The organism is Pseudomonas sp. PDM22, from assembly GCF_014851965.1.
Lineage (GTDB): Bacteria > Pseudomonadota > Gammaproteobacteria > Pseudomonadales > Pseudomonadaceae > Pseudomonas.
Window position 1 is genome coordinate 681,713 of the sequence record NZ_JACVAR010000002.1, and the last position, 24,723, is coordinate 706,435.

The window sequence follows — 24,723 nt, forward strand, 5'->3', positions numbered from 1 at the left end:
ACGAACGAACGACTAGGCTCGGTCCTCAGATAAAAAGAACAAGCACGACGAGGTACTTCTCCATGCCCCAGGCACTGGATGCTTATGACTACCTGATCGTCGGCGCGGGCCCTGCCGGCTGCCTGCTGGCCAATCGCCTGTCCGCCGACCCTGCCAACCGCGTGCTGCTGCTCGAAGCCGGCGGCCCGGACAACTATCCCTGGATCCACATTCCCGTCGGTTACCTCTACTGCATCGGTAACCCGCGCACCGACTGGTGTTTCGACACCGAGAAGGTGCCGGGCCTGAACGGCCGCGCCATCAAGTACCCGCGCGGGCGCACCCTGGGCGGCTGCTCCTCGATCAACGGCATGATCTACATGCGTGGCCAGGCACTGGACTACGACGGCTGGGCCGCCGAGGGCAACGCTGGCTGGGGCTGGAATGACCTGCTGCCGCTGTTCATGAAGATGGAGGACCACTTCGGCGGGTCGAGCGAGCTGCATGGCTCGGGCGGCGAATGGCGGGTGGAGAAGCAGCGGCTGTCGTGGACCATCCTCGATGCCTTCCGCGAGGCGGCAGCGCAGTCCGGCGTGCGCCCGGTGGACGACTTCAATGGCGGCGACAACGAAGGCTGCGGCTACTTCCAGGTGAACCAGCGTTCCGGCGTGCGCTGGAACGCCTCGAAGGCCTTCCTGCGGCCCATCGCCAACCGCCCCAATCTCACTGTGCTGACCAACGTGGAGGCCCTGCGCGTGCTGCTGGAAAACGGTCGCGCCGCCGGGCTGGAAGTGAACTGGCAGGGTGCGCGGCGCGAGCTGCGGGCCCGGCGTGAAGTGATTCTCTGCGCCGGGGCGATCAACACGCCGGTGCTGCTGCAACGCTCCGGCATCGGCCCGCGCGATCTGCTGGAGAAACACGGCGTCGGCGTGCGCCATGAGCTTTCCGGCGTCGGCGGCAACCTGCAGGACCACCTGCAACTGCGCCTGATCTACCGCATGAACGGCGCGCCCTCGCTGAACCAGATCGCCTCGACGCTGTGGGGCAAGATGGGCATGGGCCTGGAGTACCTGCTCAAGCGCAGCGGCCCACTGTCCATGGCGCCGAGCCAACTGGGCGCGTTCGCCAAGTCAGACCCCGGCCAGCGTTCGGCCAACCTCGAATACCACGTGCAGCCGCTGTCGCTGGAGCGCTTCGGCGAGCCGCTGCACAGCTTCCCGGCTTTCACTGCTTCGGTGTGCGACCTGCGCCCGCTGAGCCGTGGCTCGGTGACGCTGCGTTCGCTGGACCCGCGCGACAAGCCGGTGATCCAGCCCAACTACCTGAGCCACCCGCAGGACCTGCGCGTGGCTGCCGACGCCATCCGCCTGACCCGCCGCATCGCCGCCGCGCCCGCGCTGGCGCGCTACCAGCCGGTGGAGTTCAAGCCCGGCCCGGACTACCAGACCGAGGAAGACCTGCACCGCGCCGCCGCCGAGATCGGCACCACCATCTTCCACCCGGCCGGCACCTGCCGCATGGGGCAGGGCGAGGGCGCGGTGGTGGACAGCCAGTTGCGCGTGCACGGCATCCCCGGCCTGCGCATCGCCGACGCCTCGATCATGCCCAGCCTGACCTCCGGCAACAGTTGCTCGCCGGTGCTGGTGATCGCGGAAAAGGCCGCGCAGATGATTTTGAGCGAACCCGCGCGTGGCGCGGAGGTCATCCCTTCCAGTGGGCGCACACAGGAGGAAGCTCCGGTGGCGTGACGGCGATCCCGTCTGCCCACTTTTTTATTTGGCGTGTAGCAAATCAACGGTATCGCGCGGTGTGAAAACCGTGGCAGTCGAGGCTGACAAAAACAAAAGCCCCCAGAAGGGGCGGGAGAGCCCGCAATGACCGATCCAGCAATCACGAGTGCGACACAGACCAGCTCCTATGAGCGGCCCGCGACCTCGCGTCGCGACGAGCGCAAGGTGATTTTCGCCTCGTCGCTCGGCACGGTGTTCGAGTGGTACGACTTCTTCCTCTACGGGTCGCTGGCGGCGATCATCGCCAAGCACTTCTTCGCCGGGGTCAACGACACCACTGCATTCATCTTCGCCCTGCTGGCGTTCGCCGCCGGCTTCCTGGTCCGCCCCTTCGGCGCGCTGGTGTTCGGCCGCCTGGGGGACATGATCGGGCGCAAGTACACCTTCCTCGTCACCATCCTGCTGATGGGCCTGTCGACCTTCGCGGTGGGCCTGCTGCCGGCCTACGCCACCATCGGCGTGGCCGCGCCGATCATCCTCATCGTGTTGCGCCTGCTGCAGGGCCTGGCGCTGGGCGGTGAGTACGGTGGCGCGGCGATCTATGTGGCCGAGCACGCGCCGGACCACAAGCGTGGCGCCTACACCAGCTGGATCCAGTGCACCGCCACCGCTGGCCTGCTGCTCTCGCTGGTGGTGATCTGGGGTTGCCGCCAGCTCACCGGCGCCGAGTTCGAGACCTGGGGCTGGCGGCTGCCGTTCCTGATCTCCATCGTGCTGCTGGGCATCTCCACCTGGATTCGCCTGTCGATGCACGAGTCGCCAGCGTTCCTGAAGATGAAGGCCGAGGGCAAGGTGAGCAAGTCGCCGCTCAAGGAGTCCTTCACCAACTGGGGCAACCTGAAGATCGTCCTGATCGCGCTGTTCAGCATCAACGCGGGCCAGGCGGTGACCTTCTACGCCGCGCAGTTCTACGTGATGTTCTTCCTCACCCAGGTGCTGAAGGTGGACCCGGCATTGTCCAACGGGCTGCTGATCATCTCCCTGGTGATCGGCGCGCCGTTGTTCGTGGTGATGGGCTGGCTGTCGGACAAGGTCGGCCGCAAGCCGGTGCTGATCACCGGCCTGCTGCTGGCCACGGTGCTGTACTTCCCGCTGTTCCAGGCGCTGACCCATTACGCCAACCCGCAGATCGATGCGGCCACGCGCCAGGCGCCGGTCACCGTGATGGCAGACCCGGCCACCTGCACCTTCCAGTTCGACCCGGTGGGCAAGGCCAAATTCGACAGCGCCTGCGACAAGGCCAAGACCCTGCTGGTGAAGGGCGGCGTGCCCTACAGCACGGTGGCCGCGCCGGCCGGCAGCGAGCTGGTGGTGACGGTGGGCGAGAAGCGCCTCGAGGGCTTCGACGCCGCCGCGCTGGGCGCTGCGGTGAAGGACGCCGGCTACCCGACCGTGGCCGACTCTTCGCTGGTGAACCGGCCGATGGTGGTGGCGATCATCGTCGCGCTGATCTTCATCGCTACCTGCTGCTACGGCCCGCTGGCGGCGCTGATGGTCGAGCTGTTCCCGACGCGCATCCGCTACACGTCGCTGTCGCTGCCGTACCACATCGGCAACGGCTGGTTCGGCGGACTGCTGCCGACCATCTCGTTCGCGCTGGTGGTGTACACCGGCAACATCTTCTACGGCCTGTGGTACCCGGTGCTGATCACGGCGATGAGCCTGGTCTGCTCGCTGCTGTTCCTGAAGGAGACCAAGGACAACGACATCCACGCGGATTGATCCCCGGCTGAGGTGAAAGGGCCCGGCTGGTTGCCGGGCTTTTTCATGTCTGTCGCCAGCGCGGGAGTCCTGCGTGGCATCGGCTGCGGCTTCGCCTTAGGATGCCGTGCCCGGTACACCGCCGGATCACTCAAGGAGCGAATACGATCATGGCCATCAGGAACGAAAAGCTGAGTCAGTACAGCTTCCTCGACGAGATGCAGCGCGACAGCTACTTCCCGCCGCATCTGGTCGCCAAGGGCCAGCAACTGCTGGTGGCGCTGTGCGAGACCATCGAGGCGCAGGCACCGGCGGACCTGGATGCGCTGTACGCGCTGACCCATGAAACCACCCTGGCCTTCAACGCGCTGGGCGAGGAGTTCGAGGACCAGGGCAGCGAGATCGAGACCGCCGCCCGCGACAACATCGGCGGGGATGTCGCCTTCATCGCCGAGGCCTATGGCTTCGATGCCGATATCGAGGAACTGATCGCGCCACGCGAGTGGTAGATCGTTCGAGCTTCCGTGAAATGACGAAGGCCCGGCTTGATGCCGGGCCTTTTCATTGGGAAGCCGGAGTCCGCCTGTAGGAGCTTGGTAGTTCGCGGGCTGGGAGGGAGGCACCTTGTAGGATGGGTGGAGCGCAGCGATACCCATGCTGTCGGTGCGCCGGAGTCGATGGGTATCGCTGCGCTCCACGCCATCCTGCGTTCGAGGTTTTTCCCGATATCGGTGGGTGCGAGAAGAAAAACAAAAGGCGCCCGAAGGCGCCCTTTGTGGCAAGCAGCGGTGATCAGCGGAACGCCGGCACCACGTGCTTGATGAAGAGTTCCAGCGACTTCTTCTTCTGCTCATACGGCAGGCTGTTGTCGGCCCAGAAGCTGAACTCGTCCACGCCCAGTTCCTGGTAGTGGCGGATGCGCGCGATGATTTCTTCCGGGGTGCCGATCATGGTGTTCTTGCGGATGTTCTCCAGCTCGAACTCCGGGCGCTCCTTGAACTTCTCCTCGGGGCTGGGCGGCAGCAGGCCGTTGACCGGGGTCTGCTTGTTGCCGAACCAGGCGTCGAAGGTGCGGTAGAAGCGCGAGATGGCCTCGGCGCCGACCTTCCAGCCTTCCGGATCGTCGGCGGTGTGCACGTGGGTGTGGCGCAGCACCATCAGTTGCGGGCGCGGCACATCCGGGTTGTTGGCCAGGGCAGCCTCGAACTTGTTCTTCAGGTCGACGACTTCCTCGTCGCCCTTCATCAGCGGTGTGACCATCACGTTGCAGCCGTTGGCCACCGCGAAGTTGTGCGAGTCCGGGTCGCGGGCAGCGATCCACATCGGCGGGGTCGGCTTCTGGATCGGGCGCGGCGAGGAGGTGGAGGTGGGGAACTTCCAGATCTCGCCTTCGTGGGCGACATCGCCCTGCCACAGCGCCTTCACCACCGGGACCATCTCGCGCAGGTACTTGCCGCCGTCGCCGGCCGGCATGCCGTTGGCCATGCGGTCGAACTCGTACTGGTAGGCGCCGCGCGCCAGGCCCACTTCCATGCGGCCGTTGCTGATCACGTCGAGCAGGGCGCATTCGCCCGCCACGCGGATGGGGTGCCAGAAGGGCGCGATGATGGTGCCGGCGCCCAGGCGGATGGTTTGGGTGCGCGCGGCGAGGTAGGCCAGCAGCGGCATCGGGCTCGGCGAGATGGTGTACTCCATGGAGTGGTGCTCGCCGATCCAGACGGTGGAGAAGCCACCGGCCTCGGCCATCAGCGTCAGCTCGGTGAGCTCTTCGAACAGCTGGCGGTGGCTGGGCTGGTCGTCGTAGCGCTCCATGTGCACGAACAGGGAAAACTTCATATCGCTTACCTCGAACCTTTCTTGTATCCGGCGCGGCAGCCGGCGGGAGATGCGCAGGCACGCATCGCTGCTTTTCGGCGGTCAGGCGCGGCGGCGGGAGAGTGGCCGTTTTCCGCGCTAGGGAATCCGTTGCATATTGGTATACCATAATACGGGATGTCTGCAAGGCGTTTCTGCCGCGAGCAGACCAAGGGAGTAGGGATGAACCTCAAACAAAAACTGATCCTCGCCTTTTCCGCCATTGCCAGCCTGCCGGTGATCCTCGTCGCCGTGCTGGTGATCCTCAACCTGCGCGGCGAGGCGCGGGAAAGCTTCATCGATGGCAGCAGCCGGGAGATCCGCCAGGTCGAGAACGCCATGCAGATATTCTTCGACGGCATCACCCAGAACGTCGAATACCTCGCCGGCCATCCCCAGCTGACGGCCATCGACAGCAGTCTCAAGCAGTACATCGGTGCCGACGCCGCGCAGCACCCGACCGGGGAGCTGGACAAGCGCGTGTTCGACCTCTTCACCGGCCTGGCGCAGAGCCACCCGGACTACGCCTACGTCTCCCTGGGCACCCGCGAGGGCGGCTACAGCTTCTGGCCGGGCGACGCCAAGCTGGCCAACTACGACCCGCGCACCCGGCCCTGGTACCAGGCGGCTATGGCCCAGCCGGGCAAGACCCTGCGCACCAAAGCCTACTACTGGGCCGCGGACAAGGTGGTGCTGGTAAGCAGCGTGCGGACCTTTGCCAACCAGTTCGGCCCGCAGGGCGGGGTGGTCAATATCGACGTCTCGCTCAAGCGCCTGACCGATATCGTCAAGGCTATCCGCCTGGGCGAATCCGGCTACCTGATGCTGATGGAAGGCGACGGCACCATCCTGGTCGACCCGCACAACCCGGAGAACAACTTCAAACAGCTGGGCGAGCTGGGCGGCGATTTCCAGCGCCTGGCCAGTGCGCAGAAAGGGCTGGTGGAAGTGACTATCGGCGGCGAGCCCTACCTCGCCAACGTCTGGCCGTCCGAGACCTTGGGCTGGCGCTTCGTCGGGCTGATCAAGGAAAGCGAGGTGATGAGCAAGGCGACACGCCTGACCTGGGGCATCGCCCTGGTGGCGGTGATCATCGCGCTGGTTTTCGCCGGCCTCGGCTCGCTGTTCGCCGGGCTGGTGGTGCGCCCGGTGCGTGCCGTGGCAGCAGGCCTGGAAGGCATCGCCCAGGGGGACGGTGATCTCACGGGCCGTCTTGCCGTGCGTGGTCGCGACGAGACGGCGCAACTGGCGGGCTGGTTCAACCAGTTCCTCGATGCGATCCGCCGGTTGGTACAGAGCATCGGCACCGCCGCCGGCAGCATCCACCAGAGCTCGGGCAGCAGCCGCGAGACCTCCCAGGCGCTGGCCGATACCGCCGCGCGTCAGCGTGAGGCGGTGGACATGGTCTCCACCGCGTTCAACGAGATGGTGATGACCGCCAACGAGGTCGCGCGCTCCTGCAGCCAGGCGGCGGAATCCGCCGACAGCGGCCAGCGCCAGGCCCACGATGGCCAACTGCAGATCGACGAGGCGGTGGACAGCGTCGGTCGCCTGAGCGAGGAGATTGCCCACTCGGCCGACGCCATGCGCCAGTTGGAGCAGGACAGCAACGACATCCAGTCGATCCTCGGCACCATCCGCTCCATCGCCGAACAGACCAACCTGCTGGCGCTCAACGCGGCCATCGAGGCGGCGCGGGCGGGCGACCAGGGCCGTGGTTTCGCCGTGGTGGCCGACGAGGTGCGCGCGCTGGCACGGCGCACGGCGGAATCCACCGGCGAGATCGACAACCTGCTCGGCACCCTGGCCCGCCGCACCCATGACACCGGGCGACAGATGCAGTCGAGCCTGGAGGCGTCGCAGCGCACTGTCGGTTCGATCCGCGAGGCGCGCGCGTGCTTCGGGGCGATCCGCGAATCGGTGGACGTGATCCGCGACATGAACGCCCAGATCGCCACCGCTGCCGAGGAACAGCACCAGGTGGCGGAAGAGATCAACCGGCACATCAGCCAGATCCACCGCGACGCCCAGGAAGTCGCTAGCCTGGCGGACGCCACGCGGGGCGATGCGCAGACCCTGAGCGGGCTGTCGGACGAGCTGAACCGCCTGGTGTCGCGGTTCAGGACTTGATGGGGAAAAGGGGCTCGTGAAGGCGGGCCCTTTTTATTGGCCGAGTCGCTTTTCGTAGGGGCGAGCTTGCTCGCTCCTACAGGGAACCTGTGAGCGTGAGGTTCACCTGTTGCGCGGCAACGGCGGATAACCTGTTCCAGGTTATGCGCCCTACGTTGCTGCGAATCCCGTCGGTATCACCCTTTCGCGGACAAGGTCCGCTCATACGAAAACCGAGGCGTCCAGCTGGGTAGGGCGCATAACGCGCCAGCGTTATCCGCCTCCGCAATGGCATAGGCGCTGGGGTAGCGCGAAATCACCGGGGGCACGTTTGTAGGATGGGTGGAGCGCAGCGATACCCATGCTGCCAGTGCTCCGGGTTGATGGGTATCGCTGCGCTCCACGCCATCCTACGTTTACGTCACATGGCAGCTCCGCCGCGAGGGCGATACATCGAAGCAGGGTAGGGCGCATAACGCGCCAGCGTTATCCGCCGCTGGCGAGGGCAGGGCGCCTCGCCAATCAACAGACAAAAGAAAAGCCCCTTCTCACTCCCGCAAGAAGGGGCCTGCGCCGGACGGCGAAAGATCAGGCGGTCAGGCGAAAGCCTGCAGCGCGCCCATCTTTCCGCGGCAGTAAATCATCGGGGTGATCTGCTGGTCCGGCACGATCAGGTTCTTTACCGCGCCGACCAGGATGGCGTGGTCACCGCCTTCGTATTCGCGCCACAGTTCGCATTCGATGATGGCGGTGGCATTTTCCAGCAGCGGGTTGCCGCGTTCGCTCAGGGTCCATTCGATGCCCTGGGCCTTGTCCTTGCCCTTGCTGGCAAAGGCGTAGGCCTCGCCCTTCTGGTCCGCGGAGAGCAAGTGGATGGCGAAGTGCTTGCGACGGATCAGCACCGGGTAGGAGTCGGAGCTGTAGTTGGGGCAGAACAGCACCAGTGCCGGGTCCATCGACAGGGAACTGAAGGCACTCGCGGTGAGGCCGACCACCTGGCCATCGTCGTCCATCGTGGTGATGACGGTGACGCCGGACGGGAAGGAGCCCATGACTTGTTTGTAGGCAGCGTGGTCGATCATTGCGTGTACCTGTCTTGTGAGCCGGCCATCGGGAGTGGTCGTTTCGTCTGATGGTATACCGTAATACTTCGAAAGCAAGCCCTTTCTTTTCCCGATGGATGGACGGTGAAAGGTCGAATGTCGGCTGGAGGCTAGGGAATACGGGGCTTTCGCCGATAGGGTGAGTGTCCGCCAGACACCCCGTTGGCTACCATTCGACCAACGGTTACTCAGAAATACCTTGCTTGGTATTTGGAATACCATAATATTGCCGGCGTCACCGCAGCGCCGTTTCTGCCCGATTCAGGGCGCCGGATGACCTGACCTTACAAAGACAATAAGCAAGGCAAAAACGATGTCCGATACTCCGCTGATCGAGAACCATACCGTCGATTACGTGCCGCCGGCCGAGCGTCATGGGCGCTCCCGTGACCTGTTCACGCTATGGTTCAGCACCAACATCGCACCGCTGCCGGTGGTCACCGGCGCGATGGCGGTGCAGGTGTTCCATCTCGACCTGCTCTGGGGGCTGATCGCCATTGTCCTGGGGCACATGTTCGGCGGCGTGTTCCTCGCCCTGGCATCGGCGCAGGGCCCGCAGATGGGCATCCCGCAGATGGTCCAGAGCCGGGGCCAGTTCGGTCGTTACGGCGCCTTGCTGATCGTGTTCTTCACCGCGCTGATCTACGTCGGCTTCTTCATTTCCAACATCGTCCTGGCGGGCAAATCGATCCAGGGCCTGGTGCCGGCGACCCCGACGCCCGTGGCGATCATCCTCGGCGCACTCAGTGCCACCGCCATCGGCGTGATCGGCTATCGCTTCATCCACACCCTCAACCGTATCGGCACCTGGGTGATGGGTGGCGCGCTGCTGCTGGGCTTCGTCATCATGCTCGGCGGCGACCTGCCGGCGAACTTCCTCTCCCGCGGCGCCTTCAACCTGTCCGGCTTCCTGGCCACCCTGTGCCTGGGCATCATCTGGCAGATCAGCTTCGCGCCCTACACCTCGGACTACTCGCGCTACCTGCCGGCCAGCGTCGGTATCGGCAAGCCGTTCCTGGCGACCTTCGCCGGCGCGGTGGCGGGCACCAGCCTGTCGTTCAGCTTCGGTGCCGTCGCCGTGCTGGCGACCCCGGAGGGCACCGACGCGATGGTCGCGGTCAAGCAGGCCACCGGTATGTTCGGCCCGGTGCTGATGCTGCTGTTCCTGCTCAACATCATCAGCCACAACGCGCTGAATCTTTACGGCGCGGTGCTCTCCATCGTCACCTCGATCCAGACCTTCGCCGGCAGCTGGACGCCCAGCGTGCGGGTGCGCGTGGTGCTGTCTTCGGTGGTGCTGGCGGGCAGCTGCCTGATGGCGCTGGGCGCCTCGGCCAACTTCATCTCGCAGTTCATCGGCCTGATTCTGGCGATGCTGATCGTGTTGGTGCCCTGGGCCTCGATCAACCTGATCGACTTCTACCTGATCAAGCGCGGCCGCTACGACATCAACTCGATCTTCCGTCGTGACGGCGGCGTGTACGGGCGCTTCAATCCGCACGCGATCATTGCCTACTTCATCGGCATCATCGTGCAGCTGCCGTTCGCCAATACCTCGCTGTTCGTCGGCCCGTACGCCAACTACATCGACGGGGTGGACCTGTCGTGGCTGGTCGGCCTGCTGGTGACCGTCCCGCTGTACTACTGCCTGGCCACCCGCGGCCAGGCCCGCGAAGTCGGCCAGCCGGTGGCGCTGGGGATCGCGGAATAAGGTTTCGACCTGGGTTTTACACTCTCTGCCCTGCCGGGTTTCGGTGGGGCTTTTTTTTTGCCTGTGCGGCTTAGAGATTGGAGAGCTGTGGGTTGCCTGGAGCCCGGTGTCTCTGCGCCGCTTGTGAGTACGCGCAGATATTGGGTTTCGCCCCCTCGGGCGAGTCACTTCTTCCAAACGCCGAAGAAGTAACCAAGAAGGCTTGCCCCGGACATCCGGTTTTTCGCTTAGGCGAAAAATTCCCTCGTTGAAGCGCAGTTTCAGGGGCACGCGCTGACGGGCCATCCCTGGCCCGACAGCGCTCTCGCGACATCCATGTCGCTCAACCCCTGAAACTGCGCTTCAACGAGGCCTCCTGAACGGGGCAGTCGGCGCGTGTGGATACTTCTCTGGAAGCCTCATTAAAGCCAGAGCCAGAGCCAGAGCCAGAGCGGTACTGAGCGGGCCATGCCCGCGATCCGTCGGCAGGGCCGACGGCAATCCCGCTCGCCCATGGCTGGGGCCTTACCCCTCGAACCCCTCGACGATGACGATATCCGCCTTCGCCACGCCCTGCCGGTGCGCGCAGGCTTCCTGGTATTCCGCCGAGCGGTAGCAGGCCACCGCCTGCTCATAGGAATCGAACTCGATCACCACGCTACGCTGAGGAGTAGGGCGCCCCTCGAGGGCCTCTGAACGGCCGCCACGGGCGAGGAACTTGCCGCCGTACCTGGCGAAGGCCGCCGGGGCGCGGCGGGTGTATTCGCTGTATTGCTCCGGGTCGGTGATATCGACGTGAGCGATCCAGTAAGCCTTCATGTTCACCTCTGCTTGCTGCTGTTTCGGATAAGAAATGTATTATGGTATACCAGATTTTTTCATCCACGATCCAGCCGAGTACCGCACCATGCCGTTCGATCGCATCGAAGACATCATCGAAGACTACCGCCAGGGCAAGATGGTGCTCCTGGTCGACGACGAAGACCGTGAAAACGAGGGCGACCTGCTGCTCGCTGCCGAGCGCTGCACGCCCGAGGCGATCAACTTCATGGCCCGTGAGGCGCGTGGGCTGATCTGCCTGACGCTGACCGATGAGCACTGCGCCCGCCTGGGCCTGGAGCAGATGGTGCCGGCCAACGGCAGCGCCTATTCCACCGCCTTCACTGTGTCCATCGAGGCGGCCACCGGCGTTTCCACCGGCATCTCCGCCGCCGACCGCTCGCACACCGTGATCACCGCCGTGCAGCCGGGCGCCCGCGCCGAGGACCTGGTGCAGCCCGGCCACATCTTCCCCCTGCGCGCCCGCGAAGGCGGCGTGCTGACCCGCGCCGGCCACACCGAGGCGGGCTGTGACCTGGCGCGCCTGGCCGGGCTGACCCCGGCCTCGGTGATCGTCGAAGTCATGAACGACGATGGCAGCATGGCCCGGCGCCCGGACCTGGAAGCCTTCGCCAAGCGCCACGGCATCCGCATCGGCACCATTGCCGACCTGATCCACTACCGCCTGAGCAACGAGCACACCGTCGCGCGCATCGGCGAGAGCGAGTTGCCCACCGTGCACGGCACCTTCCGCCTGGTCACCTACGAGGACCGCATCGAAGGCGGCGTGCACATGGCCATGGTGATGGGCGACATCAAGCGCGACGAGCCAACCCTGGTGCGCGTGCACGTGATCGATCCGCTGCGCGACCTGGTCGGCGCCGAGTACACCGGGCCGAAGAACTGGACCCTCTGGGCTGCCCTGCAGAAGGTCGCCGAGGTCGGTCGCGGCGTGGTCGTGGTGCTGGCCAACAACGAATCCTCCCAGGCGCTACTGGCTCGCGTACCGCAGCTCACCCAGGCGCCGCGGCAGTTCACCCGCTCGCAGTCGCGCATCTATTCCGAGGTCGGCACTGGCGCGCAGATCCTGCAGGACATCGGCGTCGGCAAGATCCGCCACCTGGGTGCGCCGCTGAAGTACGCCGGGCTCACCGGCTACGACCTGGAAGTGGTGGAGACGCTGCCTTTCGAAGGCTGATCCGTTCGTCCGCTCGCCGTGCTGGCTTTTCGCCAGGAAATTTCAGCACGGCCAGTGGGAAAAAAGATTTCCTTTCCAATCAACAACCTGAGCAAAACGAGGAACGACGCGGTTTCCACGCAAGCTTCGCTGCCACGATGGCCGGTGTCGCCGAGGACTTGCGGAAAGTTTGGAATACCATAATATGACATTCCGTAGGCCTTGCATTTTCTACCAGTCAGCGTGCCAACCCACCGCTGCCTACAAGACGCTACGGCCACCTGCTCCAGACAGGCGATCCACGAAGGTCGCCGTGAACAATCACAACAATGAGGGCAAGCAAGATGGTGTTTAAGAAACGTGCGATCGCGGTCCTGGCCGCTGCAGTACTGGGCGCAACCGGCACCGCTGCCTTCGGCGCCGACAGCCTCAGCTTCGTCAGCTGGGGTGGCACCACCCAGGATGCGCAGAAGCAGGCCTGGGCCGAACCCTTCACCCAGTCCACCGGCATCCCCGTGGTGCAGGACGGCCCCACCGACTACGGCAAGCTCAAGGCCATGGTGGAGAGCGGCAACGTCCAGTGGGACGTGGTCGACGTCGAAGCCGACTTCGCCCTGCGCGCCGCCGCCGAAGGCCTGCTCGAGCCCTTGGACTTCAACACCATCAAGCGCGACCGCATCGACCCGCGCTTCGTTTCCGACCACGGCGTCGGCTCGTTCTACTTCTCCTTCGTGCTCGGCTACAACCAGGGCAAGGTCGGCGGCAAAGAGCCGCAGGACTGGTCGGCGCTGTTCGACACCGCCAACTACCCGGGCAAGCGCGCGCTGTACAAATGGCCGAGCCCCGGCGTGCTGGAACTGGCCCTGCTGGCCGACGGCGTCGCCAAGGACAAGCTCTACCCGCTGGACCTGGACCGCGCCTTCAAGAAGCTCGACACCATCAAGAAGGACATCGTCTGGTGGGGCGGCGGCGCACAGTCGCAGCAGCTGCTGGCCTCCGGCGAGGCAACCCTCGGCCAGTTCTGGAACGGCCGCATCTACGCCCTGCAGCAGGACGGCGCGCCGGTGGGCGTGAGCTGGAAGCAGAACCTGGTCATGGCCGATTTCCTCGTGGTGCCCAAGGGCGCCAAGAACAAGGACGCGGCGATGAAGTTCCTGGCCAACTCCAGCAGCGCCAAGGGCCAGGCCGACTTCGCCAACCTGACCGCCTACGCCCCGGTGAACCTGGACAGCGTCGGCCAGCTCAAGGGCGACCTCGCGCCTAACCTGCCCACCGCCTACGCGCAGGAGCAGATCACCCTCGACTACGCCTACTGGGCGAAGAACGGCCCGGCGATCGCCGCACGGTGGAACGAATGGCTGGTCAAGTGAAAATGGCTGTGATGCAGCCGGGCCAGGCAACCGGAGGCGCATCCCGCGCCGCCGGCACGCCGGCCCCGAAGGCAGAACCCATGCGACAGGATGAAGTGCTCACTCACCGCTGGCGCGGCTTCCGCAACCTGCTGCCGGCGCTGCTGTTCCTCGGCCTGTTCTTCCTCGCCCCGCTGATCGGCCTGCTGTTGCGCGGCGTGATGGAACCCACCCTGGGCCTGGACAACTACGCCCAGCTGTTCGCCAACTCGGCCTACTCGCGGGTGCTGTTCAACACCTTCGCGGTCGGCGCGCTGGTCACCGTGATCAGCCTGCTGCTGGGCTTCCCGCTGGCCTGGGCGATCACCCTGGTACCGCGTGGCTGGGGGCGCATGCTGCTGAACATCGTGCTGCTGTCGATGTGGACCAGCCTGCTGGCGCGCACCTACTCCTGGCTGGTGCTGTTGCAGGCCTCGGGGGTGATCAACAAGACCCTCATGGCACTGGGCATCATCGACCAGCCGCTGGAACTGGTGCACAACCTCACCGGCGTGGTGATCGGCATGAGCTACATCATGATCCCGTTCATCGTGCTGCCGCTGCAGGCGACCATGGCCGCCATCGACCCGATGGTGCTGCAGGCCGGTTCGATCTGCGGCGCCAGCCCCTGGACCAACTTCTTCCGGGTATTCATCCCGCTGTGTCGGCCGGGTCTGTTCTCCGGCGGCCTGATGGTCTTCGTCATGTCCCTGGGTTACTACGTCACCCCGGCGCTGCTGGGCGGGGCGCAGAACATGATGCTGCCGGAGTTCATCGTCCAGCAGGTGCAATCCTTCCTCAACTGGGGCCTGGCCAGCGCCGCCGCCGCGCTGCTGATCGCCATCACCCTGGTGCTGTTCTACCTCTACCTGAAGCTGCAGCCGGAATCCCCGGTGGCTTCCAGTAGCGCGAGGTAAGCCATGCTGCTCTCACCCAATGCCATGAGCCGGCGCATGCGCGTCGGCCTGTACCTCACGACCGGCACCATCGCGGCCTTCCTGCTGCTGCCCATCGTGTTCATCGTCCTGCTGTCGTTCGGCTCCTCGCAGTGGCTGGTGTTCCCGCCGCCGGGCTGGACGCTGAAGTGGTACGGCCAGTTCTTCTCCAACCCCGAGTGGATGAGCGCAGCGTTCGCCAGCCTGAAGGTGGCGATCCTCACCACCCTCTGCTCGGTCGCCCTGGGCCTGCCCACCGCCTTCGCCCTGGTGCGCGGCAAGTTCCCCGGCCGCGAGCTGCTCTACGGGCTGTTCACCCTGCCGATGATCGTGCCGCTGGTGATCATCGCGGTGGCGGTGTACGCGCTGTTCCTCAAGCTCGGCTACACCGGCACGCTGTTCTCCTTCGTGGTCAGCCACGTGATAGTCGCGCTGCCGTTCACCATCATCTCGATCATCAACTCGCTGAAGCTTTTCGACCAGTCCATCGAGGACGCCGCGGTTATCTGCGGGGCGTCGCGCCTGCAGGCGGTGATGAAGGTGACCTTCCCGGCGATTCGCCCCGGCATGGTCGCCGGTGCGCTGTTCGCCTTCCTGGTCTCCTGGGATGAAGTGGTGCTGAGCGTGATGATGGCCAGCCCGACCCTGCAGACCCTGCCCGTGAAAATGTGGACCACCCTGCGCCAGGACCTGACCCCGGTGATCGCCGTCGCTTCGACGCTGCTGATCGGCCTGTCGGTGCTGGTGATGGTGATCGCCGCCGCCCTGCGCCGGCGCAACGAAATCCGCGCCTGAGCGCCGAGGTAAATGCCATGAGTGCCGTGATCCAAGAATCCCGCGAGCAGAAGACCCTGGTCAGCCTGCGCAACCTGAACAAGTTCTATGGCGACTTCACCGCCGTGGACAACATTTCCCTCGACATCCAGGACGGCGAATTCCTCACCTTCCTCGGCTCCAGCGGCTCGGGCAAGAGCACCACGCTGTCGATGCTGGCCGGCTTCGAGACGCCCAGCAGCGGCGAAATCCTGGTCGAAGGCCGGTCGCTGGTGAACGTGCCGCCGCACAAGCGTGACATCGGCATGGTGTTCCAGCGTTATTCGCTGTTCCCGCACCTGTCCGTGCGCGACAACATCGGCTTCCCGCTGGACATCCGCAAGCAGAAGGGCGCCGAGCGCGACCGCCGCGTCGACGCCATGCTCAAGCTGGTTCAACTGGACAAGTTCGCCCACCGCCGCCCGGCGCAGCTTTCCGGCGGCCAGCAGCAGCGCGTCGCCATTGCCCGCGCGCTGGTCTACGAGCCGCGCATCCTGCTGATGGACGAACCCCTCGGCGCGCTGGACAAGAAACTGCGCGAAGACCTGCAGGACGAGCTGCGCCACCTGCACCGTCGCCTGGGCATCACCATCGTCTACGTCACCCACGATCAGGAAGAGGCGATGCGCCTTTCCCAGCGTATCGCCATCTTCAGCCACGGCAAGATCGTCGGCCTGGGCAGCGGCTACGACCTCTACCAGAACCCGCCGAATGCCTTCGTGGCCTCGTTCCTCGGCAATTCCAACTTCCTCCGCGCCCGTGCCCACGGCAACGCCGCGGCGGAGTTCGAAGGCCGCGCATTGGCCATCCGCCCGACCGCGAACCTGCGCGAAGGCCAGGACATCCTGCTGATGGTGCGCCCGGAAAAAGCCCAGGTGCTGAGCCCTGCTCAAGCCGCTGCCACACCGCTGGCGGCAGGCTGGAACGAAATCCCGGCGAAAGTGGCCGAGACGGTGTTCCTCGGCGAGAGCCTGACCTGCAGCGTGGTCACCGCCAGCGGTGCGACCCTGACGCTGAAGGAGCTTTCCGGCAACACCCAGCCGCTGGCCCCCGGCAGCGAAGTCCGCGTGCGCTGGGCCGCCGCCGATGCGTGCGTGTATGACCAGTGGAACGAGAGCGACCTGACCAAGGGCGCGCACTGATTCGGTTCTGACGTTTCATCCCTTGAACCCCCGGTTTCCCTCGTGGAGCCGGGGGCTTTTTTGCTTGGGTTTTTTGCGGGTGCCGATGGCGTCGGTATCGGCCGTCGGCCCTGCCGACGGATTGCGTGCGCGGCACGCTCCTACAGGTTTGTATCGAAGCTCGTGTAGGAGCGGGCCATGTCCGCGAACGCGCGAGTACGCGCGGTCAAATCCAGTCGGCGTTGTCGAAGGGAAACTCGCAGGTGCGCTTCAGCTGTCTGTGGGTGCCGATGGTGATCGGATCAACCGTCGGCCCTGCCGATGGATCGCGTGCGTGGCCCACTCCTACAGGTTTGTATCGAAGCTCGTGTAGGAGCGGGCCATGCCCGCGAACGCGCGAGCACGCGCGGTCAAATCCAGGCGGCGTTGTCGAAGGGAAACTCGCAGGTGCGCTTCAGCTGTCTGTGGGGGCCGATGGTGATCGGATCAACCGTCGGCCCGGCCGACGGATCGCGTGCGTGGCACGCTCCTACAAGTTGGCATCGATGCTCGTGTAGGAGCGGGCCATGCCTGTGAGCGCGCGAGTACGCGCGGTCAGATCCAGATGGCGTTCCAGAAGGGATAATCGCCGACTCGCCGAACCAGTCCTGCGCGTATCGGGTTTGCCACCAGATAGCGTGCGGCTTTGTGCAGATCATCCTCACGTCGCAGAGCTCGGTCATGGAAGCCTGGCGTCCATAACTCGCTGCGTCTGCCCATGGCCCGATTGGCCAGGCGCGCGCTGGCGGATTTCAGGTTCTTCACGGTGGCCTCCAGGCAGGGCTCTTCGCCTAACTGGAGCAGCCAGTGCACATGATCAGGCATCAGGATCCAGGCCAGCATGGTGCAGCCATTCAGCAGGTGCCGATCTTCGAAGCAGCGAGCCGCCGCGCAGCCTGCTGCGAAATTGGTGAAGAAAGATTGGCGCCGAAGCGTCGTGGTGGTGATCAGATAGACCGCATGGGGCAAAGCGATTCGGCCTTTGCGCAGCGCGGCGTGGCCGGGGGAGTGGAGGGCCATGGTCGATCCTCTTGATGACTGGATCGACTATCAGGTTCGCTGCTGTTCTCTACGAGAGGAAATACCCGGAAGCCGTCCGGCTGATTCGGTGTCACTTGTAGGAGCAGGCCATGCCCGCGACCGCACGGACACGCGCGGTCAGATCCAGTTGTCGGCCTAGAGGGGAAAATCGCGGGGGCGCTTTATTTCTCTGTTGGGGGCCAATGGTGTTCGGATCATCCGTCGGCCCTGCCGACGGATCGCGTGCATGGCACGCTCCTACAGGTTTGTATCGAAGCTCGTGTAGGAGCGGGCCATGCCCGCGAACGCGCGAGTACGCGCGGTCAGATCCAGCCGGCGTTGTCGAAGGGAAACTCGCAGGTGCGCTTCAGCTATCTGTGGGTGCCGATGGTGTTCGGATCAACCGTTGGCCGTGCCGACGGGTCGCGTGCATGGCACGCTCCTACAGGAGAGTTCGGCGTCAGCGGATGAAGTGCACCTTGCCGGTGTCGTCATTGCCCATGTAGATGCCGTAGACGCCGGCCTGGCGCTCCTCGATGTAGCGTTCGAGGATCTGCCGGATCGCCGGGTAGTAGATGCATTCCCAGGGGATATCTTCCGGGGCGAAGAATTTCACCTGCAGGGTCTCGGGGCCGTGCTCGCCGGTTTCCTCGATCACGCTGGCGCGGAAGATGATGTAGACCTCGCTTATCTTCGGCACGCTGAAGATGGAGTAGGGCGAGACGATGTCGGCGCGTACGCCGGTTTCTTCCCAGACTTCGCGCAGGGCTGCCTGTTCGGTGGTTTCGCCGTTCTCCATGAATCCGGCCGGCAGCGTCCAGGTGCCTGGGCGCGGCGGGATGCCGCGCTGGCAGAGCAGGTACTTGCCGTCGCGCTCGATGATGCAGCCGGCAATGACCTTGGGGTTCTCGTAGTGGATGTAACCGCAGCCCGCGCAGATCAGGCGCTCATGGGTATCCCCCGGCGGGCACTGGCGGCTGAGGCCGCCACTGCCGCAAGCGGGACAGAAGCGCGGGGCGGGCATGGCGTCAGCGGCCTATGCGCGGCTCTTTGAGCGCGATGGGGGTGGCGATGTCGCGCACGTTGCCGGCGCCGTCCTGCTTGGAGCGCAGGTAGTCCAGGGCGACCTTGGCGGCGGCGCGGACGTGGTCGACCGAGGCCTGGTGAGCCGCGACCGGGTCGCCGCTCTTGATCGCCTCGACCATGCGCTCCATTTCCTGGTTGCTGGCGGCGCGGCGGTTTTCCTGGGACACGGAGGTGGCCCGCAGGTAGCTGATGCGCGCCTGCAGCTGGCGCAGCTGGGTGGCGGCGGTGCGGTTGCCCGAGCCTTCGAGCAGCACGTCGTAGAAGCCCTGTACCGATTCGATCACCTGCTGCAGCTCGCCGTCTTCCAGCGCCTGGCGGTTCTCTTCCAGCGCGCGCTCCAGGTTGCGGATGTCGCGGGCCTTGGCGTTCAAGGTGAAGAGCTGGACGATCAGGCCTTCGAGCACGCAGCGCAGCTCGTAGATGTCGACCGCGTCTTCCAGGGTGATGATGGCGACGCGCGGACCCTTGGCATCGGCGAACTCCACCAGGCCCTCGGACTCCAGGTGGCGCAGGGCCTCGCGCACCGAAGTGCGGCTGACGCCCAGGCGATCGCACAGATCGCGCTCCACCAGGCGGTCGCCCGGCAGCAGCTGGAAGTTGAGGATGGCGCCGCGCAGCTTGTCGAGGACGATTTCGCGCAGGGTGACGGGGTTGCGATTGACCTTGAAGCTATCGTCGAGTGGCAAGCGTTTCATGGGGTCCGCTCTGTGTTCTGGCTGTCCATAGGAAGAACGATGGAGCACCTTCGGGCGCTCCATCGTCAAGTCGGGCCAGCAATCAACCACGTTCCTCGGCGTCGGCCTCGGCGAAGGCTTCGCGGGCGAGGCGGAAACTGTCCACCGCCGCGGGAACCCCGCAATAGATGCCGACCTGCAGGAGGATCTCGCGGATCTGCTCGCGGGATAACCCGTTACGCAGAGCGCCGCGCACGTGCAGCTTGAGTTCGTGGGGGCGGTTGAGTGCCGAAATCATCGCCAAGTTTATCATGCTGCGTTCCTTGAGCGATAAGCCGTCCCGGCCCCAGACGTGGCCCCAGCAGTACTCGGTGACCATCTCCTGGAGCGGGCGGGTGAAGTCGTCGGCGTTCTGGATCGACTTGTTCACGTAGGCCTCGCCCAGCACCTGGGTGCGGATCGCCAGGCCTTTCTCGTATTTGTCGTTGCTCATCGGTAGCTCCTTTCTATCCCTGTAGGAGCGAGCTTGCTCGCGACCCCGTCCAGCATCGGTGTCGCCGGGAAATCCGTTCGCGAGCAAGCTCGCTCCTACGAAAAGCACCAGCCCCTGGGCTGGAATAAAAAAGGCCGCTGCCGAGGGTGATGGCGAGCGGCCTTGGAAAGCGTCAGCTGGCTATCTCCGGCAGCGCGCCGAGCTTGCCGCGGTGATAGACCATCGGGGTGACCTCCTGCTCCGGCAGGATCAGGTTCTTCACCGCGCCGACGATGATCGCGTGATCACCGCCGTCGTACTCGCGCCACAGCTCGCATTCGATGATCGCGGTGGCTTTGGTCAGCAGCGGGTTGCCCAGCTCGCTCAGGCGCCACTCGATGCCCTTGGCCTTGTCCTGGCCCTTCTTGGCAAAGGCGTAGGCCTCGGCCTGCTGGTCGGAACACAGCAGGTGGATGGCGAACTGTTTGCTGTCACGCAGGACCGGGTAGGTGTCCGATTCGTAGTTGGGGCAGAACAGCACCAGCGCCGGGTCGATCGACAGCGCGCTGAACGCGCTGGCGGTGATGCCGACGATCTTGCCGTCGGCGTCCAGGGTAGTGACCACGGTGACGCCGGACGGGAAGGAGCCCATCACTTCTTTGTAGATGCCAGGTTCGATCATCTCGTCGCTCCTCTTAGCGCATCACGAAGGGATCGGGCATGGGCGCTGGCGAGAGGTTGATCCACACCGTCTTCAGCTCGGTGTAGGCCAGCACCGAATCGATGCCGCTCTCGCGGCCGTAGCCGCTGTTGTGGAAGCCGCCGATGGGCGCCATGGCGGACACCGCGCGGTAGGTGTTGACCCAGATGATCCCGCTGCGAACGCCACGGGCCATGCGGTGAGCGCGGCCCAGGTCGCGGGTCCAGATGCCGGCGGCGAGGCCGAATTGGGAGTCGTTGGCCATCGCCAGCGCTTGCGCCTCGTCCTTGAAACGAATGACCGAGGCAACGGGGCCGAAGACTTCTTCCTGCATGATCTTCATCGAGTTGCTGTCGCACTCGAACAGGGTCGGCTCGTAGAACCAGCCCTCGGAGTCGATCGACGGACGCTTGCCGCCCAGGCGCAGGCGGGCGCCTTCGGCAAGGGCGTCGGCCACCAGGCCTTCGACCACGGCGAGCTGCTGCGCGGTGGCCATGGGACCCATCTCGCTCTGCTCGTCCTGCGGGTTGCCGATGCGGATGCGCTGGGCGCGTTCCACCAGGCGGGCGACGAACTCGTCGTAGATCTCGTCCTGCACCAGCAGGCGCGAGCCGGCGACGCAGCTCTGTCCGGAGGCGGCGTAGATGCCGGCGACGGCGCCGTTGATGGCGCTGTCCAGGTCGGCGTCGGCGAAGATGATGTTGGGCGACTTGCCACCCAGCTCCAGCGACAGCTTGGCGAAGTTTTCCGCGCTGCTGCGCACCACGTGGCGCGCGGTGGCGGCGCCGCCGGTGAAGGCGATCTTGCGTACCAGCGGGTGGCGGGTGAGCGCAGCGCCAGTGGTCGGGCCGAAGCCGGTGACCACGTTGACCACACCGGCCGGGAAGCCGGCTTCGGTGGCCAGGCGGGCCAGTTCGAGGATGGTCGCCGAGGCGTGTTCCGAGGGCTTGAGCACGATGGTGTTGCCGGCGGCCAGGGCCGGGGCCAGCTTGATCGCGGTCAGGTACAGCGGACTGTTCCACGGGATGATCCCGGCGACCACGCCCAGCGGCTCGTGCACGGTGTAGGCGAACAGGTCGGGCTTATCCAGCGGCAGGGTGCCGCCTTCGAGCTTGTCGGCAAGGCCCGCGGTGTAGTGGAAGAACTCCGGCAGGTAGCCGACCTGGCCGCGGGTCTCGCGGATCAGCTTGCCGTTGTCGCGGCTTTCCAGCTGCGCCAGGTGTTCCTTGTTCTCGGCGATCAGATCGCCCAGGCGGCGCAGCAGCTTGCCGCGGGCGGTGGCGGTGAGGCCACGCCAGGCCGGGTCGTTGAAGGCGCGCTGGGCGGCCTGCACGGCGCGCTCGACGTCGGCTTCATCGGCATCGGGGAGTTCGGCCCAGGCTTGCGCGCGGGCGGGGTCGAGGCTCTCGAAGGTCTTGCCGGAAACAGCGTCGACCCACTGGCCATCGATGAACATCTGGAAGCGTGCGAGGGTCATGCGACATTCCCCTGTACGTGATTCTTGGAAACCTGCGCCTGTTGCAGGAAGTCGAGCAGCATCTGGTTGACCAGCCGCGGCGACTCCACCGGCATCATGTGGCGCTGTTCGTCGAGCACCGTCACCTTGGCGCCCGGAATGCGTTCGGCGAGCTCGGTGGCCATCTTCGGCGTCGAGCCCGGGTCCAGCTCCCCGGTGGCGACCAGGGTCGGCACCTTGATGCTGCCCAGATCGTCCACGCGGTACATGTCCTGCGTGGCGAACAGGGTATAGGTAGTCAGATAGCCCTGCGGATCGTTGCTGGCAAGGGTCTGGCGGATCGCGGCGATCTGCGCCGGATTGGCGGCCTGGTACTCGCGGCTGAACCAGCGCGACAGGGCGGCCTCAGCGTTGGCGTCCGGGCCGTGTTCGGCGGCCTGGCGGGTCCGCTCGATCACGCCGGCGCGCTGTTCGGCGCTGCGGTTGAACACGCTGTTCAACACCACAAGGCCGTCCAGGCGCTCGGGGTAGTGCAGGGCGAAGGCCCGCGCCACCAGACCACCCATGGAGAAGCCGATGACCGTGGCACTGGTCACGCCCAGGTGGTCGAGCAGCTCGCGCAGCTGGTCGGCGTAACCGACCAGTCCACAGTCCGGCTGCGGCAGCTGACTCGCGCCATGGCCAAGCATGTCATAGGCGATGACCTGGAAATGCGGGGCCAGACCGACGATCTGGCCGCCCCACATTTCCTTGTTCAGGCCGACGCCGTGGATCAGTACCACGGGGTGGCCCTGGCCGGTCGCCAGGTAACTGGTGCCGGCCGGTGTGCGTTCAGCGGTGAGCCGAATCATGGAGCGCTCCTGCACGGTGTGGATCACTGAGCCTGTTCGGCGGCCAGTTCTTCCAGGTCGATGTAACGGTTGCCGATGCGCGGGTGCAGACGGCCACCGTCGGCGGCGCCCAGGACCACGACGATCTCGTCGGCGCGCGGGGCGTCTTCGATCTGCATTTCCAGGGTGATGTAGTGCGAACGCAGACCTTCGTCGTCCTTGTGCATCATCGGGATCTGGATCGAGGTGCCCGGGCCGCCGCGCTTGTTGGTGAAGCTCAGGTAGCTCTTGGCGTCCACGGCCTGGCGGTAGTGGTTGCCGAAACGCAGGGTGTGGATGACGGCGGAGGCGTGCTCGATCTCGCCATCGGCGCCCACTACGGCAGCTTTGCCGTAGGCCTGGATCTTGTCAGCGCCACCGATGGCGGCGGTCAGGCGCTCGACCATCAGCGCGCCCAGCTCGGAGCAGTGGGCCTTGATCTCGGGCTTGAGGTCTTCGACGAAGCCGCGACCGGCCCACGGGTTCTTGATCACCACGGCCAGGCCGACCATGGTCACCGGGGTGTCGGTGGCCTTGCCGGCTTCGATGAAGGTCTGCTCGCTGTAGGTGACGATCTTGCGAATCTCGAAACTCATGGGTCGCTCCAGTTGTGACTTCGGCTGGGTTGGGGAAGGGATTCGGTATCATGGTATACCATAATACAGTTTGCGCAAGGCGTATTTGCCCTGGGGTCGGAGCGCCCGGAGCCAGCAGTGGCGGGCGGTGCGTGGAAGTGCGGGGAGGGCAGGCGACAGGCGGTCGCAGGGAAAAACCGCCGTTTCGGTGGCTTCGGCGGCGCGGTATCCTTGGCGCCATCAGCCGGCGCGCATGGCGCCGGAGCCTTGTTGGAGAGTCTTCGAGCATGAAACAGGAAATCGCCACCGTGACCGTCAGCGCCGAGCACTGGGGCCGCGAGGCCGAAGCGGTGGACAACGCCCGCGTGACGGTGACCCTCAGCGCGCCGCAGGAGGGTGTGATCGAGGTGAGCTTCAAGGGCCAGCTGGATGCGCCGGATGAGCCGACCCACGTCTGCGTGACGCTGGAGAACGGGCTTTCCTACTACGGCGAGATCCAGGGCGGCGAGGCGAATGCCGAGGGTGGGTCGATTCGCTTCGAAGGCGAGCTGATCGATCTGGAAGGGTTCTAATCCCGTCGTTTCGGCATTCGCGGGAGCGGGCCTGTCCGCGATCAGAGTTGCCACCCACACCGAAATCACACTGATGCACCAACGTAGGATGGCGTGGAGCGCAGCGATACCCATCGATTCTCGCGTGCCGCCAGCATGGGTATCGCAAGTTCCACCTGTCCTACGTAAGCGCTCACCGGGAGAAACGGCACCAAGCGGTTCGCGAGCAAGCTCGCTCCTACAGTGAGTGTGGTTCCGAGCCTGATCGGCTCGCCCAATAAAAAACCGGCCACATAGGCCGGTTTTTCATTGCCTGTGAATAGCCCTCACTGCTGCGGGACCATCCCCTCGATGCGCTTGGCAAAGGCGTTCGCCAGCGGGCCGTCGGCGAGCAGCAGCAGGTAGTCGTGCTCGGACTTGGCCGCCGGCGCGATCTGGTATTTCAGGGTGCCCGAGGCCACCTGGCCGACCACCGGCACGGTCAGGGTGCCGACGCATTCCAGCACGCCGCTGTCCGGGTCCTTGTCGATGATGGCCACGTCCTTCAGCTCAGCCTTGCTCAGCGCGTCGGACTGCGCGGAAAGTGCGCCGGACAGGAAGATCTTCACCAGCTGGTTCTTCACATCGTCCGAGCCGCAGACCTTGGCCTCGTTGCCACCGCAGGCGCTCAGCAGCGCGGCAGTGGCCAGCACGGCCGACAATTTCAATACGTTCATCTATCCACCCTGTGGCGTTCCATGATGGCCATTGGATAGGAAAAGGCCGGAAAAATTCCCTGCCGACAACTCCCGTTTCGCTATCA

Annotated in this window: 23 protein-coding genes and 1 pseudogene; 12 read left to right on the forward strand and 12 right to left on the reverse strand. The window is 65.2% G+C overall.

Translation table 11 applies throughout. The annotated features are described in order from the left end of the window. Window positions 1–62: 62 nt before the first annotated feature. The 3 genes from IB255_RS08790 to IB255_RS08800 all read left to right on the forward strand — a co-directional run bounded on the left by IB255_RS08790 (window position 63) and on the right by IB255_RS08800 (window position 3,979). Window positions 63–1,727, forward strand: a complete 1,665-nt coding sequence (locus IB255_RS08790) for a GMC family oxidoreductase (RefSeq protein WP_081517798.1) — start codon at window positions 63–65, stop codon at window positions 1,725–1,727. Window positions 1,728–1,853: 126 nt separating this feature from the next. Further along, entirely contained in the window at window positions 1,854–3,491 is a 1,638-nt protein-coding gene (locus IB255_RS08795) for an MFS transporter (RefSeq protein WP_081517799.1), read from the forward strand. Between the two features lie 149 nt (window positions 3,492–3,640). Beyond that, window positions 3,641–3,979, forward strand: coding sequence for a DUF5713 family protein (locus tag IB255_RS08800; protein ID WP_081517800.1), 339 nt, complete (start codon window positions 3,641–3,643; stop codon window positions 3,977–3,979). A 283-nt stretch (window positions 3,980–4,262) separates the two neighbouring features. On the opposite strand, the gene IB255_RS08805 is transcribed toward IB255_RS08800, so the two are convergent. Next, a complete protein-coding gene (locus IB255_RS08805) occupies window positions 4,263–5,306 on the reverse strand; it encodes an LLM class flavin-dependent oxidoreductase (protein ID WP_081517801.1) in 1,044 nt (347 codons plus the stop codon). Window positions 5,307–5,663: 357 nt separating this feature from the next. Between IB255_RS08805 and IB255_RS31220 the strand changes: the two are divergent. After that, a pseudogene (locus tag IB255_RS31220) lies at window positions 5,664–6,596 on the forward strand (cache domain-containing protein); the annotation flags it as partial. A 129-nt stretch (window positions 6,597–6,725) separates the two neighbouring features. Further along, window positions 6,726–7,454 carry a methyl-accepting chemotaxis protein gene (locus tag IB255_RS31225; protein ID WP_412548118.1) on the forward strand — a complete coding sequence of 243 codons (729 nt, stop codon included), beginning with the start codon at window positions 6,726–6,728 and terminating at the stop codon, window positions 7,452–7,454. Between the two features lie 575 nt (window positions 7,455–8,029). On the opposite strand, the gene IB255_RS08815 is transcribed toward IB255_RS31225, so the two are convergent. Then, on the reverse strand, window positions 8,030–8,515 hold the full coding sequence (locus IB255_RS08815) for a flavin reductase family protein (RefSeq protein ID WP_045209928.1): 486 nt from the start codon (window positions 8,513–8,515) through the stop codon (window positions 8,030–8,032). Between the two features lie 334 nt (window positions 8,516–8,849). Here IB255_RS08815 and IB255_RS08820 point away from each other — a divergent pair, with 334 nt between their 5' ends. Then, complete coding sequence (locus IB255_RS08820) at window positions 8,850–10,247, forward strand: purine-cytosine permease family protein (RefSeq protein ID WP_081517803.1); 1,398 nt, start codon at window positions 8,850–8,852, stop codon at window positions 10,245–10,247. A 504-nt stretch (window positions 10,248–10,751) separates the two neighbouring features. Here IB255_RS08820 and IB255_RS08825 read toward each other — a convergent pair. Continuing rightward, the gene (locus IB255_RS08825; RefSeq protein ID WP_081517804.1) at window positions 10,752–11,045 is read right to left on the reverse strand and encodes a DUF1330 domain-containing protein; all 294 of its coding nucleotides are present in this window, start codon (window positions 11,043–11,045) and stop codon (window positions 10,752–10,754) included. A gap of 88 nt (window positions 11,046–11,133) precedes the next feature. Between IB255_RS08825 and ribBA the strand changes: the two genes are divergently transcribed. The 5 genes from ribBA to IB255_RS08850 all read left to right on the forward strand — a co-directional run bounded on the left by ribBA (window position 11,134) and on the right by IB255_RS08850 (window position 16,500). Then, entirely contained in the window at window positions 11,134–12,243 is a 1,110-nt protein-coding gene (gene ribBA / locus IB255_RS08830; protein WP_192210096.1) for a bifunctional 3,4-dihydroxy-2-butanone-4-phosphate synthase/GTP cyclohydrolase II, read from the forward strand. Window positions 12,244–12,566: 323 nt separating this feature from the next. Continuing rightward, window positions 12,567–13,592 (forward strand): polyamine ABC transporter substrate-binding protein, encoded by a 1,026-nt coding sequence (locus IB255_RS08835; protein ID WP_081517806.1) that lies wholly within the window; start codon window positions 12,567–12,569, stop codon window positions 13,590–13,592. Next, window positions 13,577–14,527, forward strand: a complete 951-nt coding sequence (locus tag IB255_RS08840; protein ID WP_081517807.1) for an ABC transporter permease — start codon at window positions 13,577–13,579, stop codon at window positions 14,525–14,527. Before IB255_RS08835 ends, IB255_RS08840 begins: the two co-directional genes overlap by 16 nt. Before the next feature lie 3 nt (window positions 14,528–14,530). Further along, window positions 14,531–15,340 carry an ABC transporter permease gene (locus IB255_RS08845; protein WP_081517808.1) on the forward strand — a complete coding sequence of 270 codons (810 nt, stop codon included), beginning with the start codon at window positions 14,531–14,533 and terminating at the stop codon, window positions 15,338–15,340. Window positions 15,341–15,357: 17 nt separating this feature from the next. Next, window positions 15,358–16,500, forward strand: coding sequence for an ABC transporter ATP-binding protein (locus IB255_RS08850; protein WP_081517809.1), 1,143 nt, complete (start codon window positions 15,358–15,360; stop codon window positions 16,498–16,500). Between the two features lie 573 nt (window positions 16,501–17,073). On the opposite strand, the gene IB255_RS08855 is transcribed toward IB255_RS08850, so the two are convergent. The 8 genes from IB255_RS08855 to IB255_RS08890 form a co-directional block, all read right to left on the reverse strand. Continuing rightward, the gene (locus tag IB255_RS08855) at window positions 17,074–17,538 is read right to left on the reverse strand and encodes an REP-associated tyrosine transposase (protein WP_081517810.1); all 465 of its coding nucleotides are present in this window, start codon (window positions 17,536–17,538) and stop codon (window positions 17,074–17,076) included. A gap of 460 nt (window positions 17,539–17,998) precedes the next feature. Continuing rightward, window positions 17,999–18,562: an NUDIX hydrolase gene (locus IB255_RS08860; protein WP_081517811.1), complete on the reverse strand. Its 564-nt coding sequence runs from the start codon at window positions 18,560–18,562 to the stop codon at window positions 17,999–18,001. Window positions 18,563–18,566: 4 nt separating this feature from the next. Continuing rightward, a complete protein-coding gene (locus tag IB255_RS08865) occupies window positions 18,567–19,319 on the reverse strand; it encodes a GntR family transcriptional regulator (protein ID WP_081517812.1) in 753 nt (250 codons plus the stop codon). Between the two features lie 82 nt (window positions 19,320–19,401). Beyond that, the gene (locus tag IB255_RS08870; RefSeq protein ID WP_081517813.1) at window positions 19,402–19,791 is read right to left on the reverse strand and encodes a carboxymuconolactone decarboxylase family protein; all 390 of its coding nucleotides are present in this window, start codon (window positions 19,789–19,791) and stop codon (window positions 19,402–19,404) included. 172 nt (window positions 19,792–19,963) lie between these two features. After that, complete coding sequence (locus tag IB255_RS08875) at window positions 19,964–20,452, reverse strand: flavin reductase family protein (protein ID WP_081517814.1); 489 nt, start codon at window positions 20,450–20,452, stop codon at window positions 19,964–19,966. A gap of 13 nt (window positions 20,453–20,465) precedes the next feature. Next, window positions 20,466–21,947 (reverse strand): aldehyde dehydrogenase, encoded by a 1,482-nt coding sequence (locus IB255_RS08880; protein ID WP_192210097.1) that lies wholly within the window; start codon window positions 21,945–21,947, stop codon window positions 20,466–20,468. After that, window positions 21,944–22,777: an alpha/beta fold hydrolase gene (locus IB255_RS08885; protein ID WP_081517816.1), complete on the reverse strand. Its 834-nt coding sequence runs from the start codon at window positions 22,775–22,777 to the stop codon at window positions 21,944–21,946. Before IB255_RS08885 ends, IB255_RS08880 begins: the two co-directional genes overlap by 4 nt. 23 nt (window positions 22,778–22,800) lie before the next feature. Then, the gene (locus IB255_RS08890; RefSeq protein WP_081517817.1) at window positions 22,801–23,391 is read right to left on the reverse strand and encodes an amino acid synthesis family protein; all 591 of its coding nucleotides are present in this window, start codon (window positions 23,389–23,391) and stop codon (window positions 22,801–22,803) included. Window positions 23,392–23,657: 266 nt separating this feature from the next. Between IB255_RS08890 and IB255_RS08895 the strand changes: the two genes are divergently transcribed. After that, window positions 23,658–23,942: a hypothetical protein gene (locus IB255_RS08895; protein WP_081517818.1), complete on the forward strand. Its 285-nt coding sequence runs from the start codon at window positions 23,658–23,660 to the stop codon at window positions 23,940–23,942. Between the two features lie 305 nt (window positions 23,943–24,247). Here IB255_RS08895 and IB255_RS08900 read toward each other — a convergent pair whose 3' ends face one another. Then, the gene (locus IB255_RS08900) at window positions 24,248–24,637 is read right to left on the reverse strand and encodes a hypothetical protein (protein ID WP_081517819.1); all 390 of its coding nucleotides are present in this window, start codon (window positions 24,635–24,637) and stop codon (window positions 24,248–24,250) included. Between the last annotated feature and the right edge of the window lie 86 nt (window positions 24,638–24,723).